Here is a 23,555-nt window from a genome sequence, read left to right as displayed (position 1 = left end):
TGCCCGCTGCACTCTGCGCAGCGGGCAGCTCACTCAAACAAGAACATCCATGGCAACCAAAAAGCGCTCCTCCTCTTCCGCCTCGTCCTCTTCCACCCAGGGCCTGCTGCCCTGGCTGGGCATCGCCACCATCGTGCTGCTGCTGGACCAGCTCTCCAAGATCACCATCCTGAAACTGTTCCACTACGGCGAATCGCTGCCGGTGACCGGTTTCTTCAACCTGGTGCTGGTCTACAACAAGGGCGCGGCCTTCAGCTTCCTGGCCGCCAGCGGTGGCTGGCAGCGTTATCTGTTCACCGCCATCGGCATCGGTGCGGCGGTGTTCATCATCCACCTGCTGCGCAAGCATCCCGGCCAGCGCATGTTCTGCTGGGCGCTGGCGCTGATCCTGGGCGGCGCCATCGGCAACGTGATCGACCGCGTGGTCTATGGCCACGTGATCGACTTCCTCGACGTCTATGTCGGCAACTGGCACTGGCCGGCCTTCAACATCGCCGACAGTGCGATCTGCGTGGGTGCGGTATTGTTCGTGGTGGATGAACTGCGCCGGGTCTCCCGGAAGTAAGAACGACAAGAACGGCAACCCACCTGCGGCGCGCCACCTGGCGCAAGGGAGCAAGCAATGGAACTGGCTGGCAAGAAAATCGTACTGGGCCTGACCGGCGGCGTGGCCTGCTACAAGGCCGCGATGCTGGCGCGCGAACTTGGCCGCGCCGGGGCGTCGGTGCATGTGGTGATGACCGAGGCGGCCACCCATTTCATGACCGCCGTCACCATGCAGGCGCTGACCGGCAACCCGGTCTATACCGATCAGTGGGATGCGCGCATGGACAACAACATGCCGCACATCAACCTCACCCGCGATGCCGATGCGGTGGTGATCGTGCCCTGCTCCACCGACTTCATCTCCAAGCTGGCCCATGGCGCCTGTGACGACCTGCTCTCGACACTGTGCGTGGCGCGTCCGGCACGGCTGCCCCTGATGGTGGCACCGGCCATGAACGTGGAGATGTGGCAGAACCCGGCGACCCAGCGCAATGTGCGCCAGATCAGGGAAGACGGCATCCTGCTGCTCGGCCCCGATGCCGGCGCACAGGCCTGTGGCGAAGTCGGTGAAGGGCGCATGCTGGAACCGATGCAACTGCTGGAAGAGATCGTCGCCGCCTTCCAGCCCAAGCTGCTGGCAGGCCGCCGCGTGCTGTTGACGGCCGGGCCGACCTTCGAACCCATCGACCCGGTACGCGGCATCACCAATCTGTCCTCGGGCAAGATGGGCTATGCGATCGCCCGGGCGGCACGTGAAGCGGGCGCGGAAGTGACGCTGGTATCCGGCCCGACGGCATTGGAGACACCCTATGGCGTGCGTCGCGTGGACGTGCAGACGGCACAGCAGATGCACGATGCGGTGATGGGCAATGTGACCGGGCAAGACCTGTTCGTGGCGGTAGCGGCGGTGGCCGACTGGCGCGTGGCCAATGCCAGCACGCAGAAGCTGAAGAAACAGAACGAGCAGGACACGCCAGCACTGCAATTCGTGCAGAACCCCGACATCCTCGCCACCGTCGCCGCCCTGCCCCAACGCCCCTATTGCGTGGGCTTTGCGGCCGAATCGGAGAACCTGGAACAATACGGCACGGCCAAGCGGATCAAGAAGAACATCCCGCTGGTGGTCGGCAATATCGGCCACCAGACCTTCGGCCGTGACGACAACTCCCTGCTGCTGTTCGACGACCAGGGCCACAGCGCCCTGCCGCGCGCCGACAAGCAAACCCTGGCACGCCAGCTGATCCGCGAGATTGCGCGCCGCATGGCGCAATAGCCAGATTAGCGAAACGCGCTGCCCAAGGTCTCTTCGTTGACCGAGTCCTGGATCGCCTCCAGCGTCTGCTGCAGATGCTGGCGCACGATCTGCTCGACCAGGGCCGCATCGCGCTGCCGGTAGCCTTGCAGAATCTGCGCGTGTTCTTCATTGTCGGTCAGCTGGATCTGCGGCAGCAGGTAGATCGACAGCGAGACATAGGGTGCGGCCACCAGCAACAGGTTACGGACCATCTCGTACAGGCGTGATCCCTGTTCACTGCGCATGAGGTGATCATGGAAATCGCAGTTCAGCGCCGCCCAGGCATGGGGGTCGTCGGCCCGGCACATCTGCTCGTGCAGCGCGGTGGCTGCCTCCAGGGCATCGGGCCGGATCGAGGCGACCGACTTGCGTGCCAGCAGCGGCTCCAGCACGATGCGCAGTTCATAGATCTCGGCCACGTCCTGCACCGAGAGTCCCTTGACCACCACGCCCTTGTTGGCATCGATGGTCACCAGCCCCTCCGAACGCAAGCCCCGGAAGGCCTCGCGCACGGGCGTGGTGCTGACTTCGAAGCGGCGCGCGACATCGTCCTGGCGCAACTTGTCACCGGGGCGATAGTTGCCGCGCAGGATATCGTTGCGCAGCTGGCTTAGGACCTGCTGCTCTATGGTTTTGAAGGCTTTTGACATGAGCACGTTGAGCTGGACGGCACGCCCCCTGCAGCGGGCTACAGGATGGGGGGGAGCCTCATTGTGGCCTGCCCCGCAGGCCGGTGCAAGCGCGCCCTTGCGCCGGCTCTGCCCGCCGGTCGGCTCAGTTCTCCATCCGCTGCGCCGGCCGGATCGTGGGCAGGATCGTGCTGATCCATTGGGCGTGCTGCAGCAAGGCCAGGTCCTGGTCGCCAGGGCCGATCAGTTGCACGCCGAAGGGCAGGAAGTCGGACGAATACCCCGACGGCAAGGTCACCGCCGGCAAGCCCAGCAAGGTCGCCGGGGTGCAGAAGATCGCATCGCCGGTCTTGTCCAGACCTGGCAAGGCGGTGGTCGGCGAAGGCAGGGTCAGGACCGCATCGAGCCCGTCGAAGACGCGATCACGCTCGGCCCTGAGGCTGGCCAGCCGCGCGCACAGCTCTTCGTAGCGCGCATCGCTGATGGCGGCACCGGCCTCGATGAGCGCGCGAATGTTGGGACCGGCCAGGTCCTCCTTGCCGCGGATATCGTCCAGCAGGGCGGCCCGCGCTTCATAGGCCAGGATCTCGTTGATCAAGGCATGCATCTCGACCAGGTCGACGGGCAATTCCACCGGCACGCAGGCAACGCCTTGCCTTTCCAGGCGCCGGATGACGCCGTCGACATTCTGCTGGACGTCACCCTGTACCTGCGCCCAGCGCGAACTGCGATAGATCCCGACACGGGTCGGTTTGACGCCGGCATGGAAGGCGCTCGCCGAGACGGGCGGTGCAATGGCGCCGTCACGCACGATCACGGCATGCATGACCGCCGACCAGTAGAGGCTGGAGGTGATGAAACCCAGGTGATCCAGTGAGGGGGCGAGCTTGTGCGTGCCCTCGGTGGGAATGCGGCCAAAGGTCGGCTTGTAGCCATAGGCGCCGCAATAGGCGGCCGGGCGGATGACGGAGCCGACCGTCTGCGTACCCAGGGCGATGTCGACGATGCCCGCGCCCACTGCCGCCGCCGAGCCACTGGAGGAACCTCCGGGGGTGTAGCCCGGATGCCAGGGGTTGACGGTGGCGCCGGGATCACGCCAGGCGAATTCGGTGGTCACGGTCTTGCCGAAGATGATGGCGCCAGCCTGGCGCAGCCGGGCCACGATCCAGGCATCGGCGGCGGGTTGATGGCCGGCGAAGATCGCCGAACCATAGGCGGTGGGCATGTCGGCAGTATCGATGAGGTCCTTGACTGCCACCGGGACGCCTGCCAGCGGCCCGCTGGTGTTCTGGGCGGCGGGGTAGCTCTCCGGGCGCCAGACGAAGGCCCGGAGCCGCTCGTCGAGATGGTCGGCAGCCGCCACGGCGGTGGCCAGGGGGCTGGGGTCGGGTGCGGGTGCGGATGCGGATGCGGGTGCGGATGCGGGTGCGGTCTGCGTCGCTTCTGTGGTCATGATCGTCTTCCTCTGCTGCTGGGTGGCGGTGCCGTGCTGCCAATCCAGTGCGCAATCAACTGCGCAGTCAACTGCGCAATCACCTGCCATTGCGCGACCGGCTGGCTGCCGTGCATCCGAAGCCCGGGGGCAGGATGCTCGGCGCGGCACATGGAGATCTTAAGGCTTGGTGGTCTTTTCGGCGAAGCTGTTGTCGACCGCGCTCTCGTAGGTGACCTGCCCGGGCTTGACGTTGCCGATGGCAATCTGCAGATCCAGACCGGCCTGGAAGGCTTCACGCGAGATGACGGGGGTGGCCGGGTAGACCTTCTGCTCCAGCAGGCGTTTGACGGCAGCGCGTACCACCGTCGGGTCCAGTTGCGGGAACTCGGCGATGGCGACCTTGTAGGCCACCTCCGGATTGGACTGCATCAGCTTTTCGGCATCGGCGATACCGGCAACGAAGCTCTGCACCATTTGCGGTTTTTTCTCCACCGTGGACTTGAGGGTATCAATCGTGGAAAAGGCGTAGACACCGTTGTACTGCTTGGCGAAGTCATGCACGATCTTGTAGCCGTTGGCCAGCGCCTGCTCCACCTGCGGCTGGTAGAGCGTCGCCGCATCGGCTCGGCCGGCGGCTACCGGCGAAATCTCGGTACCGATGGCCACCGTATTGAGCTTGACCGAACTGAGGCCCCTTTCCTTGAGCAGGTTCTGCAGCAGGTAGGTCGAGGTCGACGGCGGGATGGCGGTGGAAATGGTCCGGTCCTTGAAGTCGGCCAGGGAGTTGATCGGTGAATTGGCCGGCGCGACCGTCCACACCGGCACGCCCGCCACTACCATGGCCACATTGGTCAAGGACGCGCCCTTGAGATTGGCCAGCACGGCCGTCATCGGGTCTTGCAGCGAGAAATCGGCATGACCGCCAATGACCGCCGCCACACCCTGGGCGCCCCCGCCGGCGGTCACCTTCTGCACTTCCAGACCGCGCTTGGCGAACAGTCCTTCGCCCATGGCGACATACAGGGGGAGATACTGGATGGACTGGAAGGCCTGGTAGATCACCGCCTTCTCGGCGGCCATCGCGACGCTGCTCCCGAAACAGCCGATGCACAGCAGTGCGGCTGCGCTTGCCTTGCGGATGGACTTCATTGTTCGCCTTTCCATGAAATTACCCTTTCTTCAGTCAGTTTTACCAGCCAGGTGAGTAAGGCCGCCATGAGCGTGAGGATGATCACGCCCAGCCAGACGGTATTGAGGTCAAACAGCGAGCCGGCCACGAAGACCGCATGCCCGAGTCCGCTTTCGGAGGCGATGAATTCGCCCACGACCGCCCCGATCAGGGCGAAGCCGATGTTGATGCGCAGGATGGAAAAGATCCACGGCACCGACGCCGGCAGGATCAGCTTCTTGAACACCTTGGCGCGCTGGGCCTTGAAGGACTTGAACAGGTTCAGGAGATCCTTGTCGACCTCCTGGGCGGCGGCGCAGGAAGAGATGATGGCCACCGCAAAGGTGGAGATCCCCGCCAGCCAGATCTTGGAGACCATGCCCGAGCCGAACCAGATGATGATCAAGGGCCCCAGCGCGATCTTGGGAATGCTGTTGAGCAGGATGGAGAACTGCTCGACGATGGCCGAAGTACGCGGATAGAACCACAGCGCCAGCCCCAGCGCGATGCCCAGGCCGCTGCCCAGCAACAGGCCCAGCAGGGTCTCCACCAGCGTGACCCAGGTGTCGTAGAGCAGTTGTCCCTGGCTCAGGCCGATCACGGCGGACTTGTAGATGCCCGCCGGTGAGCCCAGCAGCTGACCGTTGATCAGATTGGACTGGGCCGCCATCTGCCACACGATGACGGCCACCACCAGCAAGGTGGCGACGATGGCGGTGGCGCTGCCGTCTTTGGATTTCATCACTCTCTCCTCAGGTGCTGGCGTGGGCGACGTCGCTGGCACGCAGGGCGTTCCAGATCTCTTTGTGGTAGTGCGGGAATTCCGGCGCGCCCCGGGCGCTGACGGCGTCGCGCAGACCATTGCTGCCCTCCACCGTGAGCACGATGTGCTGCTCGCGCATGATCTGCGCCGGACGTCCACCGAGCACCACCACCCGCTGGCTCATGGCGATGGCTTCGTCGATGTCGTGGGTCACCAGGATGACGCTGGTGCCTTCGCTGCGCGTGAGGCTGATGACATCGTTTTCCAGCATCAGGCGGGTCTCGTAGTCGAGCGCGGAGAAGGGTTCGTCCAGCAGCACCACGGTGGGATCGGCCAGCAGCGTGCGACATAACGCCACGCGCTGCTTCATTCCGCCGGAGAGCGCATGCGGATAGGACTGCGCCACGGTGTCCAGGCCGTAGCGCTTGAGCATGGCGCGGGCGCGCTCACGGTCGGCCTCGGTGACATCGCGCTGCAACTCTATGCCCAGCACGGCGTTGTCGAGGATGGTGCGCCAGGGCAGCAGCAAGTCCTTCTGCAACATGTAGGCAATGCTGCCGGCGCGGCCATCCTCGCGCGGCTGCAGCACGATGCGACCGGCGGTCGGCTTGAGCAGGCCCGAGATGAGGTTGAAGAGCGTACTCTTGCCGGCCCCGCTGCGACCGACGATGGCGACGATCTCACCTTTGCCGACATTGAAGTGAAGGTTCTGGAATATCCGGATTTCTTCGCCGTTGGCCTTGATGAAGGCGTGGCTCAGATTGTCGACTTCTAGACGGTGGTCCGACATGGGCTCCTGCTCCTGAAGACTGCTTGAATGGCATGGATGGCACGGAAGATGACCCGCATGCCGCCTGTCAGCGGCATGGCGCATTTATTATGCATAATGCATAATCTTGCCTGAGGTCATGAGCAGAAACTGTGCCAGAGGTGGCAACAGGACGCCGCGAGCCGCATGGGCCATGCGCTTGCAGCCGATCACGGATATTCTTCCCGCCCTGCCACGGCGCTGGCGGCCATGGCATCAGGCCCGACATTGGCGCGATTGCACCTCAATCGGACATTGCAGTGCACCAAGGATGTCCGAAGCAATGGGCTCGCGCGGCAATCCCCGCTTCTCGCCAGGGCGGCAAGAAACATCCATTCCAAGATGGAAGTTGCTAGAATTGCGGCCTTAGGTGATGCACGCCGCCAGCCTGGCGCGCATTCTTGTCATTCCATCACCCGTGAAGAAATATGCATCGTCGAATCGAAGCCCGTATCGTCAACCCCCTTCTCGGCGAACAGATCCCTGTTCCCAGCTATGCCACCGATGGCTCCGCCGCACTGGATCTGCGGGCCTGCATCGAAGCCCCGATCACCCTGCGCGCCGGTAGCCGCGAACTGATCAAGACCGGCCTGGCCATCAACATGATGGACCCTTCGCTGGTGGCCATCGTGGCCTCGCGCTCGGGCCTTTCGCTCAAGCACGGGCTGCATGTGGCACAAGGCATCGGCGTCATCGATGCCGATTACCACGGTGAAATCGCCGTGATCCTGGCCAATTCGGGCCAGGAAGACTACGTCGTGCAGCCGGGCGACCGGATTGCCCAGTTGATGTTCCAGCCGGTGGTACAGGTGGCCTTGAGCATGGTGGACAAGTTCTCCACCGAAACCGAGCGCGGCGAAGGCGGCTTCGGCAGCACCGGCAAGTCCTGAATCGTCCCTGCCGCTGGCTGCGGCGCCAGCGGCCGTCCTACGCCACAGTACAAAGCGACAAGGAACCGTGACAAGGATGAGCCTGTCCTATGGCCTGTCCGGGACACCCCGGACCCAGCAGGCCCCTATTGATGGAGAACCGCATGCTCGTACCCCCCCTGCCCGCGTGGCAGAAGATAAGAACCCTCGCCACCCTGGCGCCGCTGGCCATCCTGGCCGCCTGCGCCACCCAGGAACCCGGCACCGCGCCGGCCAGCGCCCCCGCCAAGCCGACGGTAGTGACCCAGGCACCCAAGCCGGTCGCCGACAATCCCCAACAAGCGCAACTGCGTGAACTGATCGCCCAGCAGGATCGCCTCTATCGCGTGGCCGCGCCGCTGCTGACCAGCAACGCGCAACTATGCCGTGGCAACGCCCGCAACCTGCTGGGATTTACCGCCAAGAACAAGTATTCCTTCCCGATCGAATACGCTGAAACCGCCCGCAGCCTGGGCTATGACGAGCGCCTGCAGGTTACCGGCGTGCTGCCCGGCAGTGGTGCGGAAAAGGCGGGCATCCAGCGTGGTGACTTCCTGATGTCGGTGGCAGGCAAGCCGATGCCGCAGGGCACCGATGCCGAACGCCAGGCCGCCGTGCTGCTGAGCCCGCTGGTGGTCAAGCAGGCGCCGATCGCGCTGGGCGTGCAACGCAATGGCCAGAACAGCACGCTCAACGTGCCGCTGACCTACGCCTGCGCCTTCAGCATCGAGCTGGGCAATGCCGACAACGTCAACACCTATGCCGATGGTCGCCGCGTGCTGATCACCCGGGGCATGCTCAAGTTCACCCGTTCAGATGATGAACTGGCCTATCTGATCGCCAAGGACATGGCGCACAACATCCTCGGCCATGCGATCCGCCAGCGCATGGTGTCGACCATCGCGGAGGTGATCGACAACCTGCTGCTGCCGCATCCGGACCCGACCACCACCGCCGGCACGGCCGGCATCCGCGTCTATCCGCAGGATCTGGATGCAGCGGCCGATACCCTGTCGCTGTACCTGCTGGCACGCGCCGGCTACAACATCGACAATGTGCCGGCCTTCTGGAAGCGCCTGGCCGAGCAGTATCCGGCCAGTGTGCCGAATGGCTATACGGCATTGCATCCGGCGACCACTTATCGTCTGTCGATGATCGACAAGGTCACGCAGATCGTGAAGGCCAAGCAGGAAGCGGGCAAGCCACTGGTACCCTGAGTCTTCTGATCACGCCTCTTTGGCCTGAGTTTTGCCCTGAGGTTTGCCCTGAGGTTTGCCCTGAAGCGGCGCGGTGAAGACCGCGCCGTTTTTTGTTGTGCGTATCTTGTTGTGTGGGCGCGGGTATCGAAAGCGCCCTGCCCCAAAAACAAAAGGCCACTCCGGATTTCCGGAGCGGCCTTGTTGGCTTGCTGATTTACTGGCTGAGGCTTATTCGACTTCGAGCTTTTCCTGCGGCTCTTCCGGCGGGGACGAATCGTCGCCCTCGGGGAATTCCAGCTTGATCTGCTCCTTGTCGTCCATCTCCACCGTCACGCGACCGCCGCTGACCAGCTTGCCGAACAGCAGTTCGTCGGCCAGCGCCTTGCGGATCAGGTCCTGGATCAGGCGCGACATCGGGCGTGCACCCATCAGCGGATCGAAGCCCTTCTTGCCCAGGAACTTGCGCAGGCTGTCGGAGAATACAGCTTCCACCTTCTTCTCGTGCAGCTGCTCTTCCAGTTGCATGAGGAACTTGTCGACCACACGCAGGATGATTTCCTCGTCCAGCGGGCGGAAGCTGATGATGGCATCCAGACGGTTGCGGAACTCAGGCGTGAACATGCGCTTGATGTCCGCCATCTCGTCGCCGGCTTCCTTCTTCTCGGTGAAGCCGATGGTGCGCTTCTGCAGGCTCTCGGCACCCGCGTTGGTGGTCATGATGATGATCACGTTGCGGAAGTCGGTCTTGCGGCCGTTGTTGTCGGTCAGCGTGCCATGATCCATCACCTGCAACAGGATGTTGAAGATGTCGGGGTGCGCCTTTTCGATTTCGTCCAGCAGCAGCACGGCATGCGGCTTCTTGTTGACAGCCTCGGTCAGCAGGCCGCCCTGGTCAAAGCCGACATAACCCGGGGGGGCGCCGATCAGGCGGCTCACGGCATGACGCTCCATGTATTCGGACATGTCGAAACGCACCAGCTCGATACCGAGGATGAAGGCCAGTTGCTTGGCCACTTCGGTCTTGCCCACGCCGGTCGGACCGGAGAACAGGAAGGAGCCGATCGGCTTGTCGGTCTTGCCCAGGCCGGCACGGGCCATCTTGATGGCCGACGACAGCGCTTCGATGGCCGGGTCCTGGCCGAAGACGACGTTCTTCAGGTCGCGATCGATGGTCTGCAGCTTGGCGCGATCATCCTGGTTCACGGACTGCGGCGGGATGCGGGCGATCTTGGAAATGATTTCCTCGATTTCCGGCTTGCCGATGGTCTTCTTCTGCTTGGACTTGGGCAGGATGCGCTGTGCCGCACCGGCTTCGTCGATGACGTCGATGGCCTTGTCGGGCAGGTGACGGTCATTGATGAAGCGGGCCGCCAGCTCGGCTGCCGAAGTCAGCGCCGAAGCGGAATACTTCACGCCATGGTGTTCCTCGAACTTGGACTTCAGGCCACGCAGGATCTGCACGGTCTGTTCCACGGTCGGTTCGTTCACATCGATCTTCTGGAAGCGACGCGACAGCGCGTGATCCTTCTCGAAGACGCCACGGAACTCGGTATAGGTGGTCGCACCGATGCACTTCAACTGACCGCTGGAGAGCGCCGGCTTCAACAGGTTGGACGCATCCAGCGTACCACCCGATGCCGAACCGGCGCCGATGATGGTGTGGATTTCGTCGATGAAGAGGATGCCGTTGGGGCTGTCCTTCAACTGCTTCAACACTGCCTTCAGACGTTGTTCGAAGTCACCGCGATACTTGGTGCCGGCCAGCAGCGCGCCCATGTCCAGCGAGTAGACGACGGCGTTCTTCAAGATCTCCGGCACATCGCCCTGGGTCACGCGCCAAGCCAGGCCTTCGGCGATGGCGGTCTTGCCCACGCCGGCTTCGCCCACCAGCAGCGGGTTGTTCTTGCGGCGACGGCACAGGGTCTGGATCACGCGCTCGACCTCGGAATCGCGGCCGATCAGCGGATCGATCTTGCCTTCGGCGGCGGCCTTGTTCAGGTTCTGGGTGAACTGGTCGAGCGGGCTTTCCTTCTGCTGGCCTTCGGCCTGCACGTCCTCGGCACCTTCCGGCGCCTTCTGCGGATCGGCCTGCTGGTCCTTGCGCACACCGTGCGAGATGAAATTGACCACGTCCAGGCGGGTCACGCCCTGCTGGTGCAGGTAGTACACCGCGTGCGAATCCTTCTCGCCGAAGATGGCCACCAGCACGTTGGCGCCGGTGACTTCCTTCTTGCCGTTGGACGCCGACTGCACGTGCATGATGGCGCGCTGGATCACGCGCTGGAAGCCCAGCGTGGGCTGGGTATCCACTTCGTTGGTACCGGGTACCGTGGGGGTATTGTCGGTGATGAAATTGGTCAGCGTCTTGCGCAGATCGTCAATGTTCACCGAGCAGGCGCGCAACACTTCGGCGGCCGACGGGTTGTCCAGCAACGCCAGCAGCAAGTGCTCCACGGTAATGAATTCATGACGCGATTGTCTGGCTTCGACAAAGGCCATATGCAAACTGACTTCGAGTTCCTGCGCAATCATGCTTCCTCCATCACGCATTGCAGGGGGTGCCCTGCCTTTCGAGCGTGGGTTAAAACGAGTTCCACTTTAGTGGATGCGATATCTTTGGGATACACACCACACATTCCCTTCCCATCGCGGTGAACCTTGAGCATGATCTGCGTCGCGGTTTCACGGTCCTTGTTGAAATACTGCTGGATGACTGCGACGACGAATTCCATCGGCGTATAGTCATCGTTCAACAAAAAAACCTGGTACATCGCGGGCGGCTTGAGTTTGGCCTCCTGCCGTTCCAGGACTGTACCGCCATCATTTACGTGCTTGGTTGCCATGCGTTTATTGGACCATCAAAAGCTGTGCAACGCACAATGATCTCGTAACCTCTAGATGAGATAGATATTACTTGTTTTCCGGACCTTGCGCAGATGACGATGATTTATCCTAAATCAAGGGGATCCTGCGCTATCTCCCAAACAAGCCCATAAACTTTGAGATGAAAACTGCTTGACTTTTGGATTTCGACCGAGAACAATGCAAATTCATTGATTAGTAGTTACCAAATGTAACAACTGATCGATGCGAAGGGGGCACGGTTTAAGGGGGGCTGCGTGACGCGCGATGCTTCTTGCTTTGACGGCTCGTGTGATAGTTAATATTTGAAAGATGCTTTTATGGCAACAGGTACTGTCAAGTGGTTCAATGATTCCAAAGGCTTTGGCTTTATCACTCCGGATGACGGCGGCGAAGATCTGTTCGCTCACTTCTCCGCAATCCAGATGAACGGCTTCAAGACCCTGAAAGAAGGTCAAAAAGTCCAGTTTGACGTTACGCAAGGCCCCAAAGGCAAGCAAGCATCGAACATCCAGAACGCCGCTTAAACCCCGGTATGCTCTTAAAAGCCCTGCATTGCAGGGCTTTTTTCATTGGGCGTGCTGGTGGTGCGATGCGCATCGCGGCGTTATCGCCCTTCCCCTTCTTCCCAAAAACAAACAGCCGGACATTGCCGGCTGTTGTTTTTTCGTCATCTTCACAACCCGAATCTCTACCGGAAGCAGTCTGACGGCCTTACATGTTTTCGATCATGGCTTCGCCGAAGCCGGAGCACGAAACCTGGGTCGCGCCTTCCAGCAGACGGGCGAAATCATAGGTCACGCGCTTGGCAGAGACCGACTTCTGCATCGCGGTCACGATCAGTTCCGCCGCTTCGATCCAGCCCATGTGGCGCAGCATCATTTCTGCCGAGAGAATGCTGGAGCCGGGGTTCACGTAGTCCTTGCCGGCATACTTGGGCGCGGTCCCGTGGGTGGCTTCGAACACGGCCACGGAGTCGGACATGTTGGCACCCGGCGCGATGCCGATGCCGCCGACCTGAGCCGCCACGGCGTCGGAGATGTAGTCGCCGTTCAGGTTCATGGTGGCAATGACGCTGTATTCCGCCGGGCGCATCAGCACCTGCTGGAAGAAGGCATCGGTGATCGCATCCTTGATCACGATCTGGCGACCGGTCTTGGGATTCTTCAGGCGCATCCACGGGCCATCGTCGATCAGCTCGGCACCGAATTCGCGGCCCGCCAGGGCATAGCCCCAGTCACGGAAGGCCCCTTCGGTGTACTTCATGATATTGCCCTTGTGGACGAGGGTGACCGAGGGCTTGTCGTGATCGATGGCGTACTGGATCGCCTTGCGCACCAGGCGCTCGGTACCTTCGCGCGAGACCGGCTTGATGCCCAGCGCAGAGGTCTCCGGGAAGCGCAGCTTCTTGACGCCCATCTCGCGGGTCAGCAGTTCGATCAATTTCTTCACTTCCGGCGTGCCGGCCTGCCATTCGATGCCGGCGTAGATGTCCTCGGAGTTCTCGCGGAAGATCACCATGTCGGTCTTCTCCGGCTCGCGCAGCGGTGAAGGCACGCCCTTGAAGTAACGCACCGGCCGCAGGCAGACATACAGGTCCAGCTGCTGGCGCATGGTCACGTTGAGCGAGCGGATACCGCCGCCGACCGGCGTGGACAGGGGCCCCTTGATCGAGACCAGGTATTCCTTGAGCACGTCCAGGGTTTCATCCGGCAGCCAGACATCGGGACCATACAGCCGGGTCGACTTTTCGCCGGCGTAGATTTCCATCCAGTGGATCTTGCGCGCGCCACCGTAGGCCTTTTCCACGGCGGCATCGACCACCTTGAGCATCACCGGCGTCACATCCACGCCCACGCCATCGCCCATGATGAAGGGGATGATGGGGTTATTGGGGACATTGAGGGTGTCATCGGCGTTGGCGGTGATCTTGCGCCCTTCAGCAGGCACTTGGATATGTTGGTACGACATCGTGGTCTCCGACGGTTGAGGCGGTGGCGATAGAAGGGATAGAAGGCATCAGCGACAATCCGGACCAGGCGACCAGCAGGTCGCCATTGCCTGGATTGTCATACAAGCGGGGAATTTTAAGAGATTTCCACGGTTTGAGTCGGGGAAATTCCGGAATGCACGCACAAAGTCTTATATAAGATATAGGACATCCGTGGTCGATTATGCATCAGGATTTTACGGAATGCCATGTTTTTGCGACACTAGCGCATGCCTCTGATCTTATTCAACAAACCTTTCCAGGTGATGAGCCAGTTCTCGGCCCACCCCGAACGCCAGACCCTGGCCGACTACATCGATATTCCCAATGTCTATCCCGCCGGCCGGCTGGACGCCGACAGCGAGGGCCTGCTCCTGCTCACCGACGACGGCAAGCTGCAACATGCCATTGCCCATCCCCGGCGCAAGCAGCCCAAGACCTATCTGGCCCAGGTGGAAGGCCAGGCCAGCCCGGAGGCGCTGCAACGCTTGAGCAACCCGCTGGACCTGGGCGATTTCGTGACCCAGCAAAGCCAGGCCCGGCTGATCCAGGAACCGCCCTGGCTGTGGCCGCGCACACCGCCGATCCGCCAACGCCAGAACCAGCCGACCAGCTGGATCGCGCTGACCATCAGCGAAGGCAAGAACCGCCAGGTGCGCCGGATGACGGCTGCCGTAGGCCTGCCGACGCTGCGCCTGGTGCGCATCGCGATCGGGCCGTTCTCGCTGGCGAGCCATCCTCTGATGCCCGGCGAATGGCGCGAGGTCGATCCAGCAGCACTGGACGCCCCATCCTGAACAGGCCAGGACCTAAAATACTAATCACTCTGACAACATTTTATTGTGGCAGAGTGCATGATTCTTCATCAATCCCCGTAAAAAAGATCAAAATCAATGTCAACCTTCATCCGCGCCCGCCGTTATTGGCATTGATTCGCACGAATCATCGTTTGCCTCACATCCCTAACATGTTGAATTGAAGGACGCAAAATGAAAAAATTGATCGCCGCTCTGATCGCTGGTCTGTTCGCCACTGCTGCTTTCGCACAAGCTCCGGCCGCTCCGGAAGCGCCGAAGGCTGAAGCCGCTGCTCCGAAGGCTAAGAAGGCCAAGAAGGCCAAAAAGGCCAAGAAGGCAAAGAAGGCAGCTGAAGCTAAGTAATTAGCGTCCGCATCAAGAAAAGGCAGGCTGGTCCTGCCTTTTTTCATGCCCGCACGCTTTTGCCGGCTGGCTGCTCATCCACTGTCGCACCCGGCCCGGCACCTGCTATGCTGCCTGCTCTTCGTCCGACCTGATCCACGATAGATATTGAACATGCGCCAATCTTCACTTTTCCGCCCCACCCTCTTGCGCCTCGCCGCCGCTGCCGCGCTGACCATCGGCTGCCTCGCCAGCACCACTGCCAGCGCCCAGACGCCGGTCCGCAAGTTCCCCACCACCCAGCTCAACATCGGCATCCACCTGATCAAGGCCGAGGTGGCCCAGTCCGAAGCCGAGCGCGAGCAAGGCCTGATGTTCCGCGACAAGATGGGGGACAACGAAGGCATGCTGTTCCTGTTCGGTCAGCCGGCAGGAGTCTGCATGTGGATGAAAAATACGCTGATTCCCCTGTCGGTGGCCTTCATGGATGAAAAAGGCGTCATCATCAACATCGAGGAAATGAAGGAACAGACCCTGGATTCGCATTGTGCGAAACGCGCAGCGGTCTATGCGCTGGAGATGAACAAGGGCTGGTTCAAGCAAAAGAACATCAAGCCCGGCACCAAGATCGAAGGCCTGCCCCAGTAAGCAAGGTGGTCAGCAGGAGCGGCAGGCTGGTGGCCTGCCGTACCGGCCACCACAAACCGGCAGGAACAAGTCGCGACAAACGGGTAAAACACGGGCGACAAACGCAAAAAACCGCTTGCAAGCAAGCGGTTTTCTTGTACTGCAGTCTGAAGCGGGTGAACCGCGCTTCAGCTCAAGCCAAGCAGCAATTAAGCAGCCAGGGCCTTCAGGGCAGCAGCCAGACGGCTCTTGTGGCGAGCAGCCTTGTTCTTGTGGATGATCTTCTTGTCGGCGATGCTGTCGATGGTCGACACGGAAGATTGGAACACGGAGGTTGCTGCAGCCTTGTCGCCGGCGGCGATGGCCTTGCGAACTGCCTTGATTGCGGTGCGCAGGGTCGAGCGCTGGCTCGAGTTGTGAGCGTTTTGCTTGACTGCTTGACGAGCACGCTTACGTGCCTGTGCGGTATTTGCCATGAAAATTATCCTAAATCGAGAGTCGTTTGCGCCGCAAACCCCGAGGACTCGCGATGCCAAATTCTGTAAAGCATCGGATTATAACCAGATTCACTCGACAAGGCAATCAACTTGTCCTCTTCTGTCGCTGAACTGCCGTAAACAGCCCTGCATCGGCCGGCATGCAAGTTCAGCGAGGGCTGGATTGCCGCAAAGAAATTGTCATCCGGCATCGAACCTGCCATCCACCCGGCGACTCTACCTCCACCCGCTGCGCATCGCTGGTCCAGGCCTGCAGGCGCACCGGAACCAGGACCGCGATTGCGGCCGCCGCCGCAAGGCCCCCGCTATAATGCCGCTCCATGAACTTGCATAAAACGCTAGCCGCCATTTCCGGCATGACGATGCTGTCACGCATCACCGGACTGGTCCGGGAAATCCTGTTTGCCCGCGCCTTTGGCGCCTCCGCCTACACCGACGCCTTCAACATCGCCTTCCGTATTCCCAACCTGCTGCGCCGCCTGTTCGCCGAAGGCGCGTTCTCGCAGGCCTTCGTGCCCATCCTGGCCGAATACAAGAACCGCCGCGGCATCGAAGAAACCAAGCACCTGATCGACCACGTCGCCACCGCCCTGATGTGGGTGATGCTCATCACCTGCGTGGCCGGCATCGTGGCCACCCCCTTCGTGGTCTATTTCATCGCCACCGGCCTGCAATACAACCCAGACGCCTTCCACGCCTCGGTGCTGATGACCCGCATCATGTTTCCCTACATCGGCTTCATGGCCTTCGTGGCGCTGGCCGGGGGCATCCTCAACACCTGGAAGGAATTCAAGATTCCGGCCGTGACCTCGGTGCTACTCAACGTGGCCTTCATCGTGGCCTCGCTGTTCGTGGCGCCCTTCATGGAGCAGCCCATCTACGCCATGGCCTTCGCCGTGCTGGTGGGCGGCGTCCTGCAGGTGGCCATCCAGGTGCCGGCACTGGTGAAGATCGGCATGCTGCCGCGCCTGTACTGGAATCCCATGCTCGGGTTGCGCGACGAGGGCGTCAAACGGGTGTTGAAGAAGATGGGGCCGGCCGTCTTTGCCGTCTCGGCCGCCCAGATCAGCCTGATGATCAATACCAACATCGCCTCGCGCCTGGAGCACGGCAGCGTCTCCTGGCTGACCTATGCCGACCGCCTGATGGAATTCCCCACCGCCCTGCTGGGCGTGGCCCTGGGGACCATCCTGCTGCCCAGCTTGTCCAACGCCCACGCCGCGCAGGACATGGAGGAATACTCGGCCCTGCTGGACTGGGGCCTGCGGCTGACCTTCATGCTGGCCATGCCGGCCGCGGTGGGACTGGCCACGCTCTCCGAACCGCTGACCGCCACCCTGTTCCACTACGGACGTTTCGATGCGCTTTCCGTCACCATGGTCGGCCACGCACTGGTGGCCTATGGCGTGGGCCTGATCGGACTGATCCTGGTCAAGATCCTGGCGCCCGGCTTCTATGCCAAGCAGGATATCCGCACCCCGGTGATCATCGCCGTGGGCGTGCTCATCGCCACCCAGGCCATGAACAGCCTGTTCGTGCCGATCTTCGCTCATGCCGGCCTGGCGCTGTCGATCGGGCTGGGCGCCTGCCTCAATGCGCTGTGCCTGTTCATCGGCCTGCGCCGGCGCCAGATCTACGTGCCGCGACCGGGCTGGGGCCTGTTCCTGGTGCGTCTATGCGGCGCCTTGCTGGTGATGGCCGGAGTGGCCTTGTGGATCGCCGGCCACTTCGACTGGGTCGCTCTGCGCGCCCATCCGCTGCTGCGCATCGGCGCGTTGATGCTGGTACTGGGGGTCTGTGCAGCTGCCTACTTCGGCCCCCTGTTTGCGATGGGTTTCCGCCTGCGCGAATTCAAGCGGATCGCGCGCCGCTGAGCCGCTGAACCAACCTTCCTGTCGCTTCAGCAAAAGAAAACGGTGGAGTGAAACAACAAATTTCACTCCCCTCCAGGCAGACCTGACGCAGCGCGCAATATTTTGATAGCATGGGTGTCATGACGCTCACCTCCCTCGACTATTTTGCTTCGCTGGTGCGCCAGGACGATTCGATTCCCTTGTTCGAATCCGCCCTGACGTTGGGACAGGATTTCTATCCCGAAATGGATTTCGCTGAAGAGGAAATGGCGCTCGACACCCTGGCGCTCAAGCTCAGGCAGCGACTCCCTCCGGATGCGTCGCAAATCCAGAAGTTGCGCATGCTGAACCAGTTCTTCTTCCAGGAAATGGCCTTCGCCGGCAACGTCAACAATTACTACGACCCCGACAACAGCTACATCCACCGGGTGATCTCGACCCGGCGCGGCATCCCGATCTCGCTGGCGGTGGTCTATATCGAACTGGCCCAGCAGATCGGGCTGGACATGAAGGGGGTTTCATTCCCTGGCCACTTCCTGATGAAGTTATCGGTACAGTCGGGTGAAATCGTGCTGGACCCCATGAACGGTTCCAGCCTATCGCGGGAAGAACTGGAAGAGCGCCTGGAGCCCTTCCTGGCCCATCAGCCGGAAGAAGAGTTCGGCGACGAACTGCCCCTGGCGGCCTATCTGCGGGCGGCTCATCCACGCGAAATTCTGGCGCGCATGCTGCGCAACCTGAAAGCCATCTTCATGGAAAGCCAGCGCTGGCAACAGGTGCTGGACGTGCAGGAACGCCTGGTGATCCTGCTGCCCGAAGAAGTCACCGAAAAGCGCGACCGCGGACTGGCCTTCGCCAATCTGGGCATGGCCCAGGCCGCGCTGGAAGACCTGGAAGCCTACCTGGCCCTGCGCCCCTATGCCGAGGACGCGCCCAATCTGCGCGAGATGCTACCCGACCTGCGCGAAGCCTTGCGCAAGCCGAACTGAGCGGCCTGCGCAGGCTGAGGGCGCTTACTTCTTGCCTTCGATCTCTTCCCAGCGTTCCAGGCTGACCAGCAGTTCTTCGTCGATCTCGGCGAAACGCTGGTTCAGCTTGACGGCGTCATCGGCACTCTTCTTGTAGAGGTCGGGGTCGGCCAGCTTCTCGGAAATCTGCTTCTGCTCCGCTTCCAGTGCGGCGATGCGCTTGGGCAGCTCTTCCAGCTCACGCTGCTCCTTGTAGCTCAGCTTCTTCTTGGCCACGGGCGCAGCCACCGGCGCCGCCATGGTCGATTCGGCCTTGACCTCGCCACTGTCGGTGGCCTTGTCGGCCGCCTTGCCGCCAGCCTTGGAGGCCGCCTGCGTGGTCGGACGCTGGCGCTCCCAGTCGGAATAACCACCCACGTATTCACGCCAGACGCCATTGCCCTCGGCGGCGATCACCTGGGTCACGACGTTGTCCAGGAACATGCGGTCGTGGCTGACCAGGAACACCGTCCCCGGATATTCTTCCAGCAGTTCTTCCAGCAGTTCCAGGGTATCGATGTCGAGGTCGTTGGTCGGTTCGTCCAGCACCAGCACGTTGGCCGGCTTGGCGAACAGGCGCGCCAGCAGCAGGCGGTTGCGTTCACCACCGGAGAGCGTACGCACCGGCGAGCGGGCGCGTTCCGGCGCGAACAGGAAGTCCGACAGATAGGTCATCACGTGCTTGCGCTGGCCGTTGACCTCGACCCAGTCGCTGCCCGGGGCAATCGTGTCAGCCAGCGTGGTTTCTTCATTCAGTTGCGCGCGCATCTGATCGAAATAGGCGACCTGCATCTTGGTCCCCTGCTTGACGGTGCCGCTGTCCGGCGCTTCCTCGCCCAGGATCAGCTTGAGCAGCGTGGTCTTGCCGGCGCCGTTCTGTCCGATCAGGCCGACCTTGTCGCCACGCATGAGGATGGTGCTGAAATCGCGCACGATGGTCTTCGGGCCGTAGGCCTTGTTGACGTTTTCCAGTTCCGCCACGATCTTGCCGGAACGTTCGCCGGTGCCCACTTCCAGCTTGACCTGACCTTGCCGGTCGCGGCGCTCGCTGCGCTGCACGCGCAGCGCTTCCAGGCGTCGCACACGGCCTTCGTCGCGGGTACGGCGGGCCTGCACGCCCTTGCGGATCCAGACCTCTTCCTGGGCCAGGAACTTGTCGAACTTGGCATTTTCCACTTCCTCATTGGCCAGCAGCTCGGCCTTGCGGGTCTGGTAGGTGCTGAAGTTGCCGGGGAAGGACAGGATCTTGCCGCGATCCAGTTCGATGATGCGGGTCGAGACGTTGTCCAGGAAGCTGCGGTCGTGGGTGATGAAGAGGATGCTGCCCTTGAAGTCGCGCAGCAGGCCTTCCAGCCAAAGGATGGAGCCAAAGTCCAGGTGGTTGGTCGGCTCGTCCAGCAGCAGCACGTCAGGGTTGCCCACCAGGCCGCAGGCCAGGGCCACGCGTTTCTTCATGCCGCCGGAGAGTTCGCCGATGCGTGCTTCGCGGTTCAGGTTCAGCTTGTCCAGCGTGGTCTCGACCTTGTTGCCGATGGACCAGGCGTCGGCCGCGTCCAGCACGGTCTGGATCTGGTGCATGCGCTCCAGCAGGGCATCGTCGTTGTCGCCGCCGAACTGGCCGGTGATGGCTTCATATTCGGCCAGCAGGGCCGGCAGCTCGCCCAGGCCCGAGGCCACGGCATCGAACACCGTCATCTCTTCCGGGAAATGCGGCTCCTGGTCGACATAGGCGATCTTCAGGTTCTGCTGCATCACTAGCAGGCCATCGTCCAGCTTCGAGCGGCCGGCGATGATCTTCAGGAGCGAAGACTTGCCGGTGCCGTTGCGGCCGATCAGGCCAATGCGTTCGCCGGTCTCCAGCGAGAATTCGGCGTGATCGAGGAGCGCGACGTGGCCGAAGGCCAGTTGTGCGTCGGAGAGGGAAATGACTGCCATAGCGTGAGTAGCGTGATCTGCGTGAATGCGACGGCCTGGGCCGCGCAGGATGGATGCGAAGTCGCCGAAAAAAGAGAACCAAGGCGAACCAACGGCGAAAGAGCGGCATTGTACCGACTGCGCCGGCGAAATGCTGATTTAAGCGCGCTGACGCCGTCCTGCTGTCCCAAAGACGCCACCAAATGCCAGCGGCCCTCGGGTAGTCGGCCCCGATTGCCACTACGGCAACGGTATTTCCGAAAAATAACAAAATTCTCTCGAATTACAACGTCGAAAACGGTCGATGTTACAACTCGTAAAGCATTGCCGGCGGCCGGTCCGCCGGGCTGGTGGCCCGATGCTGTAAGATAGCGCATCCCGATTCACACTCATCCCATGCCTCTTCCAACTTTGCCGGACCCGCTGCGCCGCCAGCGCGGCTTCCTCAATCCCAATATCGCCAAGTTCATCGGTCTGTCCATCCTGGGTCTCGGCATCGCCGGTGCGCTACTGGTGGTCTACGCCCTGATCTTCATCAACCCGCGCCTGCCCTCGCTGGACCTGATCACCGATTACCGGCCCAAGGTCCCGCTGCGCATCTGGTCCGAAGACAAGGTCTTGCTGGGCGAATTCGGTGAAGAAAAGCGCAGCCTGGTCAAGCTGGACGACATCCCGGCCGACATGAAGAACGCCGTGCTGGCCATTGAGGACTATCGCTTCTACGAACATGGCGGCATCGACTGGATCGGCATCGCCCGCGCCCTGGTGACCGACGTGCTGCGTGGCAGCGCCTCGCAGGGGGCCAGCACCATCACTATGCAGGTGGCGCGCAATGTCTTCCTGACCAAGGAAAAGACCTTCTCCCGCAAGCTCTATGAAGTGCTGCTGGCCAACAAGATCGAACATGCCCTGACCAAGGACCAGATCCTGGAGGTCTACATGAACCAGATCTACCTGGGCCAGCGCGCCTTCGGCTTTGCCGCTGCCGCCCGCACCTATTTTGGCAAGGACCTCAAGGACGTCAGCCTGGCCGAAGCCGCCATGCTGGCCGGCCTGCCCAAGGCACCATCGGCCTACAACCCCATCGTCAACCCCAAGCGCGCCCACATCCGCCAGCAGTACATCCTGCAGCGCATGCTGGACGTGGGCTTCATCACCCAGGCGCAGTACGACAAGGCTTCCAAGGAAGAACTGAAGGTGCGTGCACCGGGCAGCCAGTACACGGTGCATGCCGAATATGTGAATGAAATGGTGCGCCAGATGGTGTACGCCCAGTACAAGGAAGACACCTATACCCAGGGCTTCAACGTCTACACCACCGTCAATGCCGCCGACCAGCAGGCCGCCTACCTGGCCGTGCGCAAGGGCGTGATGGACTATGACCGTCGGCATGGCTACCGTGGCCCGGAAGAGACCATCGAGCTGCCCTCGAACGCGGAGGATCGGGCCTCCGCCATCGACAACGTGATGGACGACCATCCGGACAACGACGACATCCTGGCCGCCGTGGTGGTGGCTGCCAGCCCCAAGCAGATCGACGCGGTACTGCGCAACGGCGACAAGATCAGCGTCAAGGGTGAGGCGCTGCGTTTCGTGGCATCGGCGCTGTCGGAAAAGGCCAAGAAGGACGTGCGCATCGGCCCCGGCGCATTGATCCGCGTGATGCAGGATGCCAAGCAGAACTGGCAGGTGGTGCAACTGCCGCAGGTGGAAGCGGCACTGGTGTCGGTGGTGCCGCAGGACGGTGCCATCCGCGCGCTGGTGGGCGGTTTCGACTTCGCCCAGAACAACTTCAACCACGTGACGCAAGCCTGGCGCCAGCCCGGCTCCACGTTCAAGCCCTTCATCTATTCGGCGGCGCTGGAGAAGGGTTTTGCACCCGCCTCCATCGTCAATGATGCTCCGGTGTCCTACCCTGCCGGCCCCGGCCAGCCGAACTGGGAACCCAAGGATGACGAAACCCCGGCCGGCCCGATCACGGTGCGCACGGCCCTGCAGAAGTCGGTCAACCTGGTGGCCATCCGCACGCTGGACTACATCGGCGTGCCTTACGCCAAGGACTTCATCACCGGCACCTACGGCTTCGACGCCGACAAGGTCCCGCCCTATCTGCCCATGGCACTGGGCGCGGGCCAGACCAATCCGCTGCAGTTGTCGGCGGCCTATTCGGTGTTCGCCAATGGCGGCTACAAGATCCAGCCCTACCTGATCTCGCAGATCACCGATGCCCGCGGCAAGGTGCTGTCCAAGGCGGAACCGCTGATCGTCGGCAATGGCGCACCACGGGTGGTGGCCGAGCGCAACAGCTACATGATGACCAACCTGCTCAAGTCCGTGGCCCAGCGCGGTACCGGCGCGCGCAGCAACAGCATCGGCCGTACCGACCTGGCCGGCAAGACCGGTACCACCAACGACGCCGTGGATGGCTGGTTCGCCGGCTACCAGCGCACGCTGGCCACCGTGGTGTGGATGGGGTATGACCAGCCCAAGAGCCTGGGTGGCATGGAATTCGGCGCCCAGCTGGCGCTGCCGATCTGGGTGGATTACATGGCCAAGGCCTTGAAGGGCGTGCCGCAGTTCGACCAGCCGGCCCCCGATGGCATCCGCTTCATCGATGGCGAGCCCTACTATGACAACTTCACACCCAACAACGGTCTGGTGACCAATGTGGGCGTGACGGTGGTGGATGCGATCTCGAACTTCTTCGGCTGGACCCCGAGCCAGACCCCGGCCGCCCCGGGCACGGCCCAGCCGGCGCCGAACGTGCCAGGCAGCGCCCCCGGCAGCCCGGGGGCAGCCCCCTCGCCTTCGGGAACGCGCCCGCAGAGCGACAATGCGCGCCGCTTCCTGGACAGTACCAACCAGGGCCATTGACGACAGAGAAGGATGATGGATGCAAGGCTGCCCCACGCTGAG

21 protein-coding genes are annotated in these 23,555 nt (G+C 62.1%); 11 read left to right on the top strand and 10 right to left on the bottom strand.

Annotation, left to right across the window (positions count from 1 at the left end):
* Window positions 1–49: 49 nt before the first annotated feature.
* Window positions 50–565, top strand: a complete 516-nt coding sequence (gene lspA, locus BTM36_RS21095) for a signal peptidase II (protein ID WP_006463156.1) — start codon at window positions 50–52, stop codon at window positions 563–565.
* Window positions 566–622: 57 nt separating this feature from the next.
* Window positions 623–1,819 (top strand): bifunctional phosphopantothenoylcysteine decarboxylase/phosphopantothenate--cysteine ligase CoaBC, encoded by a 1,197-nt coding sequence (gene coaBC / locus BTM36_RS21090; protein ID WP_077237803.1) that lies wholly within the window; start codon window positions 623–625, stop codon window positions 1,817–1,819.
* A 5-nt stretch (window positions 1,820–1,824) separates the two neighbouring features.
* On the opposite strand, the gene BTM36_RS21085 is transcribed toward coaBC, so the two are convergent.
* From BTM36_RS21085 to BTM36_RS21065, 5 genes are all read right to left on the bottom strand, one after another.
* Window positions 1,825–2,490, bottom strand: coding sequence for a GntR family transcriptional regulator (locus BTM36_RS21085; protein ID WP_006463158.1), 666 nt, complete (start codon window positions 2,488–2,490; stop codon window positions 1,825–1,827).
* Window positions 2,491–2,614: 124 nt separating this feature from the next.
* Window positions 2,615–3,922, bottom strand: coding sequence for an amidase (locus BTM36_RS21080; protein ID WP_077237802.1), 1,308 nt, complete (start codon window positions 3,920–3,922; stop codon window positions 2,615–2,617).
* Between the two features lie 159 nt (window positions 3,923–4,081).
* Window positions 4,082–5,053 (bottom strand): ABC transporter substrate-binding protein, encoded by a 972-nt coding sequence (locus BTM36_RS21075; protein ID WP_254427057.1) that lies wholly within the window; start codon window positions 5,051–5,053, stop codon window positions 4,082–4,084.
* Complete coding sequence (locus BTM36_RS21070; RefSeq protein ID WP_006463161.1) at window positions 5,050–5,814, bottom strand: ABC transporter permease; 765 nt, start codon at window positions 5,812–5,814, stop codon at window positions 5,050–5,052. The genes BTM36_RS21075 and BTM36_RS21070 overlap by 4 nt, the downstream gene beginning before the upstream one ends.
* Window positions 5,815–5,824: 10 nt before the next feature.
* Window positions 5,825–6,625: an ABC transporter ATP-binding protein gene (locus tag BTM36_RS21065; RefSeq protein ID WP_077237800.1), complete on the bottom strand. Its 801-nt coding sequence runs from the start codon at window positions 6,623–6,625 to the stop codon at window positions 5,825–5,827.
* Window positions 6,626–7,071: 446 nt separating this feature from the next.
* On the opposite strand from BTM36_RS21065, the gene dut reads away from it, so the two are divergent.
* Window positions 7,072–7,533: a dUTP diphosphatase gene (gene dut, locus BTM36_RS21060; protein ID WP_006463163.1), complete on the top strand. Its 462-nt coding sequence runs from the start codon at window positions 7,072–7,074 to the stop codon at window positions 7,531–7,533.
* Between the two features lie 143 nt (window positions 7,534–7,676).
* On the top strand, window positions 7,677–8,768 hold the full coding sequence (locus BTM36_RS21055) for a M48 family metallopeptidase (RefSeq protein WP_174616890.1): 1,092 nt from the start codon (window positions 7,677–7,679) through the stop codon (window positions 8,766–8,768).
* 210 nt (window positions 8,769–8,978) lie between these two features.
* On the opposite strand, the gene clpA is transcribed toward BTM36_RS21055, so the two are convergent.
* Both clpA and clpS read right to left on the bottom strand, forming a co-directional pair.
* The gene (clpA, locus tag BTM36_RS21050; protein ID WP_006463167.1) at window positions 8,979–11,282 is read right to left on the bottom strand and encodes an ATP-dependent Clp protease ATP-binding subunit ClpA; all 2,304 of its coding nucleotides are present in this window, start codon (window positions 11,280–11,282) and stop codon (window positions 8,979–8,981) included.
* The gene (gene clpS / locus BTM36_RS21045; RefSeq protein WP_006463168.1) at window positions 11,279–11,593 is read right to left on the bottom strand and encodes an ATP-dependent Clp protease adapter ClpS; all 315 of its coding nucleotides are present in this window, start codon (window positions 11,591–11,593) and stop codon (window positions 11,279–11,281) included. The genes clpA and clpS overlap by 4 nt, the downstream gene beginning before the upstream one ends.
* 339 nt (window positions 11,594–11,932) lie before the next feature.
* Here clpS and BTM36_RS21040 point away from each other — a divergent pair, with 339 nt between their 5' ends.
* On the top strand, window positions 11,933–12,139 hold the full coding sequence (locus tag BTM36_RS21040) for a cold-shock protein (protein ID WP_006463169.1): 207 nt from the start codon (window positions 11,933–11,935) through the stop codon (window positions 12,137–12,139).
* 187 nt (window positions 12,140–12,326) lie between these two features.
* Here BTM36_RS21040 and icd read toward each other — a convergent pair whose 3' ends face one another.
* On the bottom strand, window positions 12,327–13,583 hold the full coding sequence (icd, locus tag BTM36_RS21035) for an NADP-dependent isocitrate dehydrogenase (protein ID WP_006463170.1): 1,257 nt from the start codon (window positions 13,581–13,583) through the stop codon (window positions 12,327–12,329).
* Window positions 13,584–13,832: 249 nt separating this feature from the next.
* On the opposite strand from icd, the gene BTM36_RS21030 reads away from it, so the two are divergent.
* The 3 genes from BTM36_RS21030 (at window position 13,833) to BTM36_RS21025 (ending at window position 15,389) form a co-directional block, all read left to right on the top strand.
* A complete protein-coding gene (locus BTM36_RS21030) occupies window positions 13,833–14,399 on the top strand; it encodes a pseudouridine synthase (protein ID WP_077237798.1) in 567 nt (188 codons plus the stop codon).
* Window positions 14,400–14,591: 192 nt separating this feature from the next.
* On the top strand, window positions 14,592–14,762 hold the full coding sequence (locus tag BTM36_RS28410; RefSeq protein WP_006463172.1) for a hypothetical protein: 171 nt from the start codon (window positions 14,592–14,594) through the stop codon (window positions 14,760–14,762).
* Window positions 14,763–14,915: 153 nt separating this feature from the next.
* Window positions 14,916–15,389, top strand: a complete 474-nt coding sequence (locus tag BTM36_RS21025) for a DUF192 domain-containing protein (protein ID WP_077237797.1) — start codon at window positions 14,916–14,918, stop codon at window positions 15,387–15,389.
* 188 nt (window positions 15,390–15,577) lie between these two features.
* Here BTM36_RS21025 and rpsT read toward each other — a convergent pair whose 3' ends face one another.
* Complete coding sequence (gene rpsT / locus BTM36_RS21020; RefSeq protein ID WP_006463174.1) at window positions 15,578–15,844, bottom strand: 30S ribosomal protein S20; 267 nt, start codon at window positions 15,842–15,844, stop codon at window positions 15,578–15,580.
* 341 nt (window positions 15,845–16,185) lie between these two features.
* Here rpsT and murJ point away from each other — a divergent pair, with 341 nt between their 5' ends.
* Window positions 16,186–17,739, top strand: coding sequence for a murein biosynthesis integral membrane protein MurJ (murJ, locus tag BTM36_RS21015; protein ID WP_077237796.1), 1,554 nt, complete (start codon window positions 16,186–16,188; stop codon window positions 17,737–17,739).
* Window positions 17,740–17,858: 119 nt separating this feature from the next.
* Complete coding sequence (locus BTM36_RS21010; protein ID WP_006463177.1) at window positions 17,859–18,707, top strand: SirB1 family protein; 849 nt, start codon at window positions 17,859–17,861, stop codon at window positions 18,705–18,707.
* A 24-nt stretch (window positions 18,708–18,731) separates the two neighbouring features.
* Here BTM36_RS21010 and BTM36_RS21005 read toward each other — a convergent pair whose 3' ends face one another.
* Window positions 18,732–20,660 (bottom strand): ATP-binding cassette domain-containing protein, encoded by a 1,929-nt coding sequence (locus tag BTM36_RS21005; RefSeq protein WP_077237795.1) that lies wholly within the window; start codon window positions 20,658–20,660, stop codon window positions 18,732–18,734.
* A gap of 375 nt (window positions 20,661–21,035) precedes the next feature.
* Between BTM36_RS21005 and BTM36_RS21000 the strand changes: the two genes are divergently transcribed.
* Entirely contained in the window at window positions 21,036–23,513 is a 2,478-nt protein-coding gene (locus BTM36_RS21000) for a penicillin-binding protein 1A (RefSeq protein WP_077237794.1), read from the top strand.
* Window positions 23,514–23,555 lie beyond the last annotated feature (42 nt).

Source organism: Herbaspirillum sp. VT-16-41 (assembly GCF_001994935.1).
Lineage (GTDB): Bacteria > Pseudomonadota > Gammaproteobacteria > Burkholderiales > Burkholderiaceae_D > Herbaspirillum > Herbaspirillum frisingense.
Note: the sequence above shows the minus strand (reverse complement) of the source record. Positions and strands in the feature narration are given on the sequence as shown.

Bases quoted from the DNA above. Each gene is read 5' to 3' on its own strand.
- murJ (WP_077237796.1), top strand. From the start codon at position 16,186: ATGAACTTGCATAAAACGCTAGCCGCCATTTCCGGCATGACGATGCTG.
- coaBC (WP_077237803.1), top strand. From the start codon at position 623: ATGGAACTGGCTGGCAAGAAAATCGTACTGGGCCTGACCGGCGGCGTG.
- BTM36_RS21025 (WP_077237797.1), top strand. From the start codon at position 14,916: ATGCGCCAATCTTCACTTTTCCGCCCCACCCTCTTGCGCCTCGCCGCC.
- BTM36_RS28410 (WP_006463172.1), top strand. From the start codon at position 14,592: ATGAAAAAATTGATCGCCGCTCTGATCGCTGGTCTGTTCGCCACTGCT.
- BTM36_RS21040 (WP_006463169.1), top strand. From the start codon at position 11,933: ATGGCAACAGGTACTGTCAAGTGGTTCAATGATTCCAAAGGCTTTGGC.
- BTM36_RS21080 (WP_077237802.1), bottom strand. From the start codon at position 3,922: ATGACCACAGAAGCGACGCAGACCGCACCCGCATCCGCACCCGCATCC.
- BTM36_RS21085 (WP_006463158.1), bottom strand. From the start codon at position 2,490: ATGTCAAAAGCCTTCAAAACCATAGAGCAGCAGGTCCTAAGCCAGCTG.
- clpA (WP_006463167.1), bottom strand. From the start codon at position 11,282: ATGATTGCGCAGGAACTCGAAGTCAGTTTGCATATGGCCTTTGTCGAA.
- BTM36_RS21000 (WP_077237794.1), top strand. From the start codon at position 21,036: ATGCCTCTTCCAACTTTGCCGGACCCGCTGCGCCGCCAGCGCGGCTTC.
- BTM36_RS21065 (WP_077237800.1), bottom strand. From the start codon at position 6,625: ATGTCGGACCACCGTCTAGAAGTCGACAATCTGAGCCACGCCTTCATC.
- lspA (WP_006463156.1), top strand. From the start codon at position 50: ATGGCAACCAAAAAGCGCTCCTCCTCTTCCGCCTCGTCCTCTTCCACC.
- BTM36_RS21005 (WP_077237795.1), bottom strand. From the start codon at position 20,660: ATGGCAGTCATTTCCCTCTCCGACGCACAACTGGCCTTCGGCCACGTC.
- icd (WP_006463170.1), bottom strand. From the start codon at position 13,583: ATGTCGTACCAACATATCCAAGTGCCTGCTGAAGGGCGCAAGATCACC.
- rpsT (WP_006463174.1), bottom strand. From the start codon at position 15,844: ATGGCAAATACCGCACAGGCACGTAAGCGTGCTCGTCAAGCAGTCAAG.
- clpS (WP_006463168.1), bottom strand. From the start codon at position 11,593: ATGGCAACCAAGCACGTAAATGATGGCGGTACAGTCCTGGAACGGCAG.
- BTM36_RS21030 (WP_077237798.1), top strand. From the start codon at position 13,833: ATGCCTCTGATCTTATTCAACAAACCTTTCCAGGTGATGAGCCAGTTC.
- BTM36_RS21055 (WP_174616890.1), top strand. From the start codon at position 7,677: ATGCTCGTACCCCCCCTGCCCGCGTGGCAGAAGATAAGAACCCTCGCC.
- dut (WP_006463163.1), top strand. From the start codon at position 7,072: ATGCATCGTCGAATCGAAGCCCGTATCGTCAACCCCCTTCTCGGCGAA.
- BTM36_RS21010 (WP_006463177.1), top strand. From the start codon at position 17,859: ATGACGCTCACCTCCCTCGACTATTTTGCTTCGCTGGTGCGCCAGGAC.
- BTM36_RS21075 (WP_254427057.1), bottom strand. From the start codon at position 5,053: ATGAAGTCCATCCGCAAGGCAAGCGCAGCCGCACTGCTGTGCATCGGC.
- BTM36_RS21070 (WP_006463161.1), bottom strand. From the start codon at position 5,814: ATGAAATCCAAAGACGGCAGCGCCACCGCCATCGTCGCCACCTTGCTG.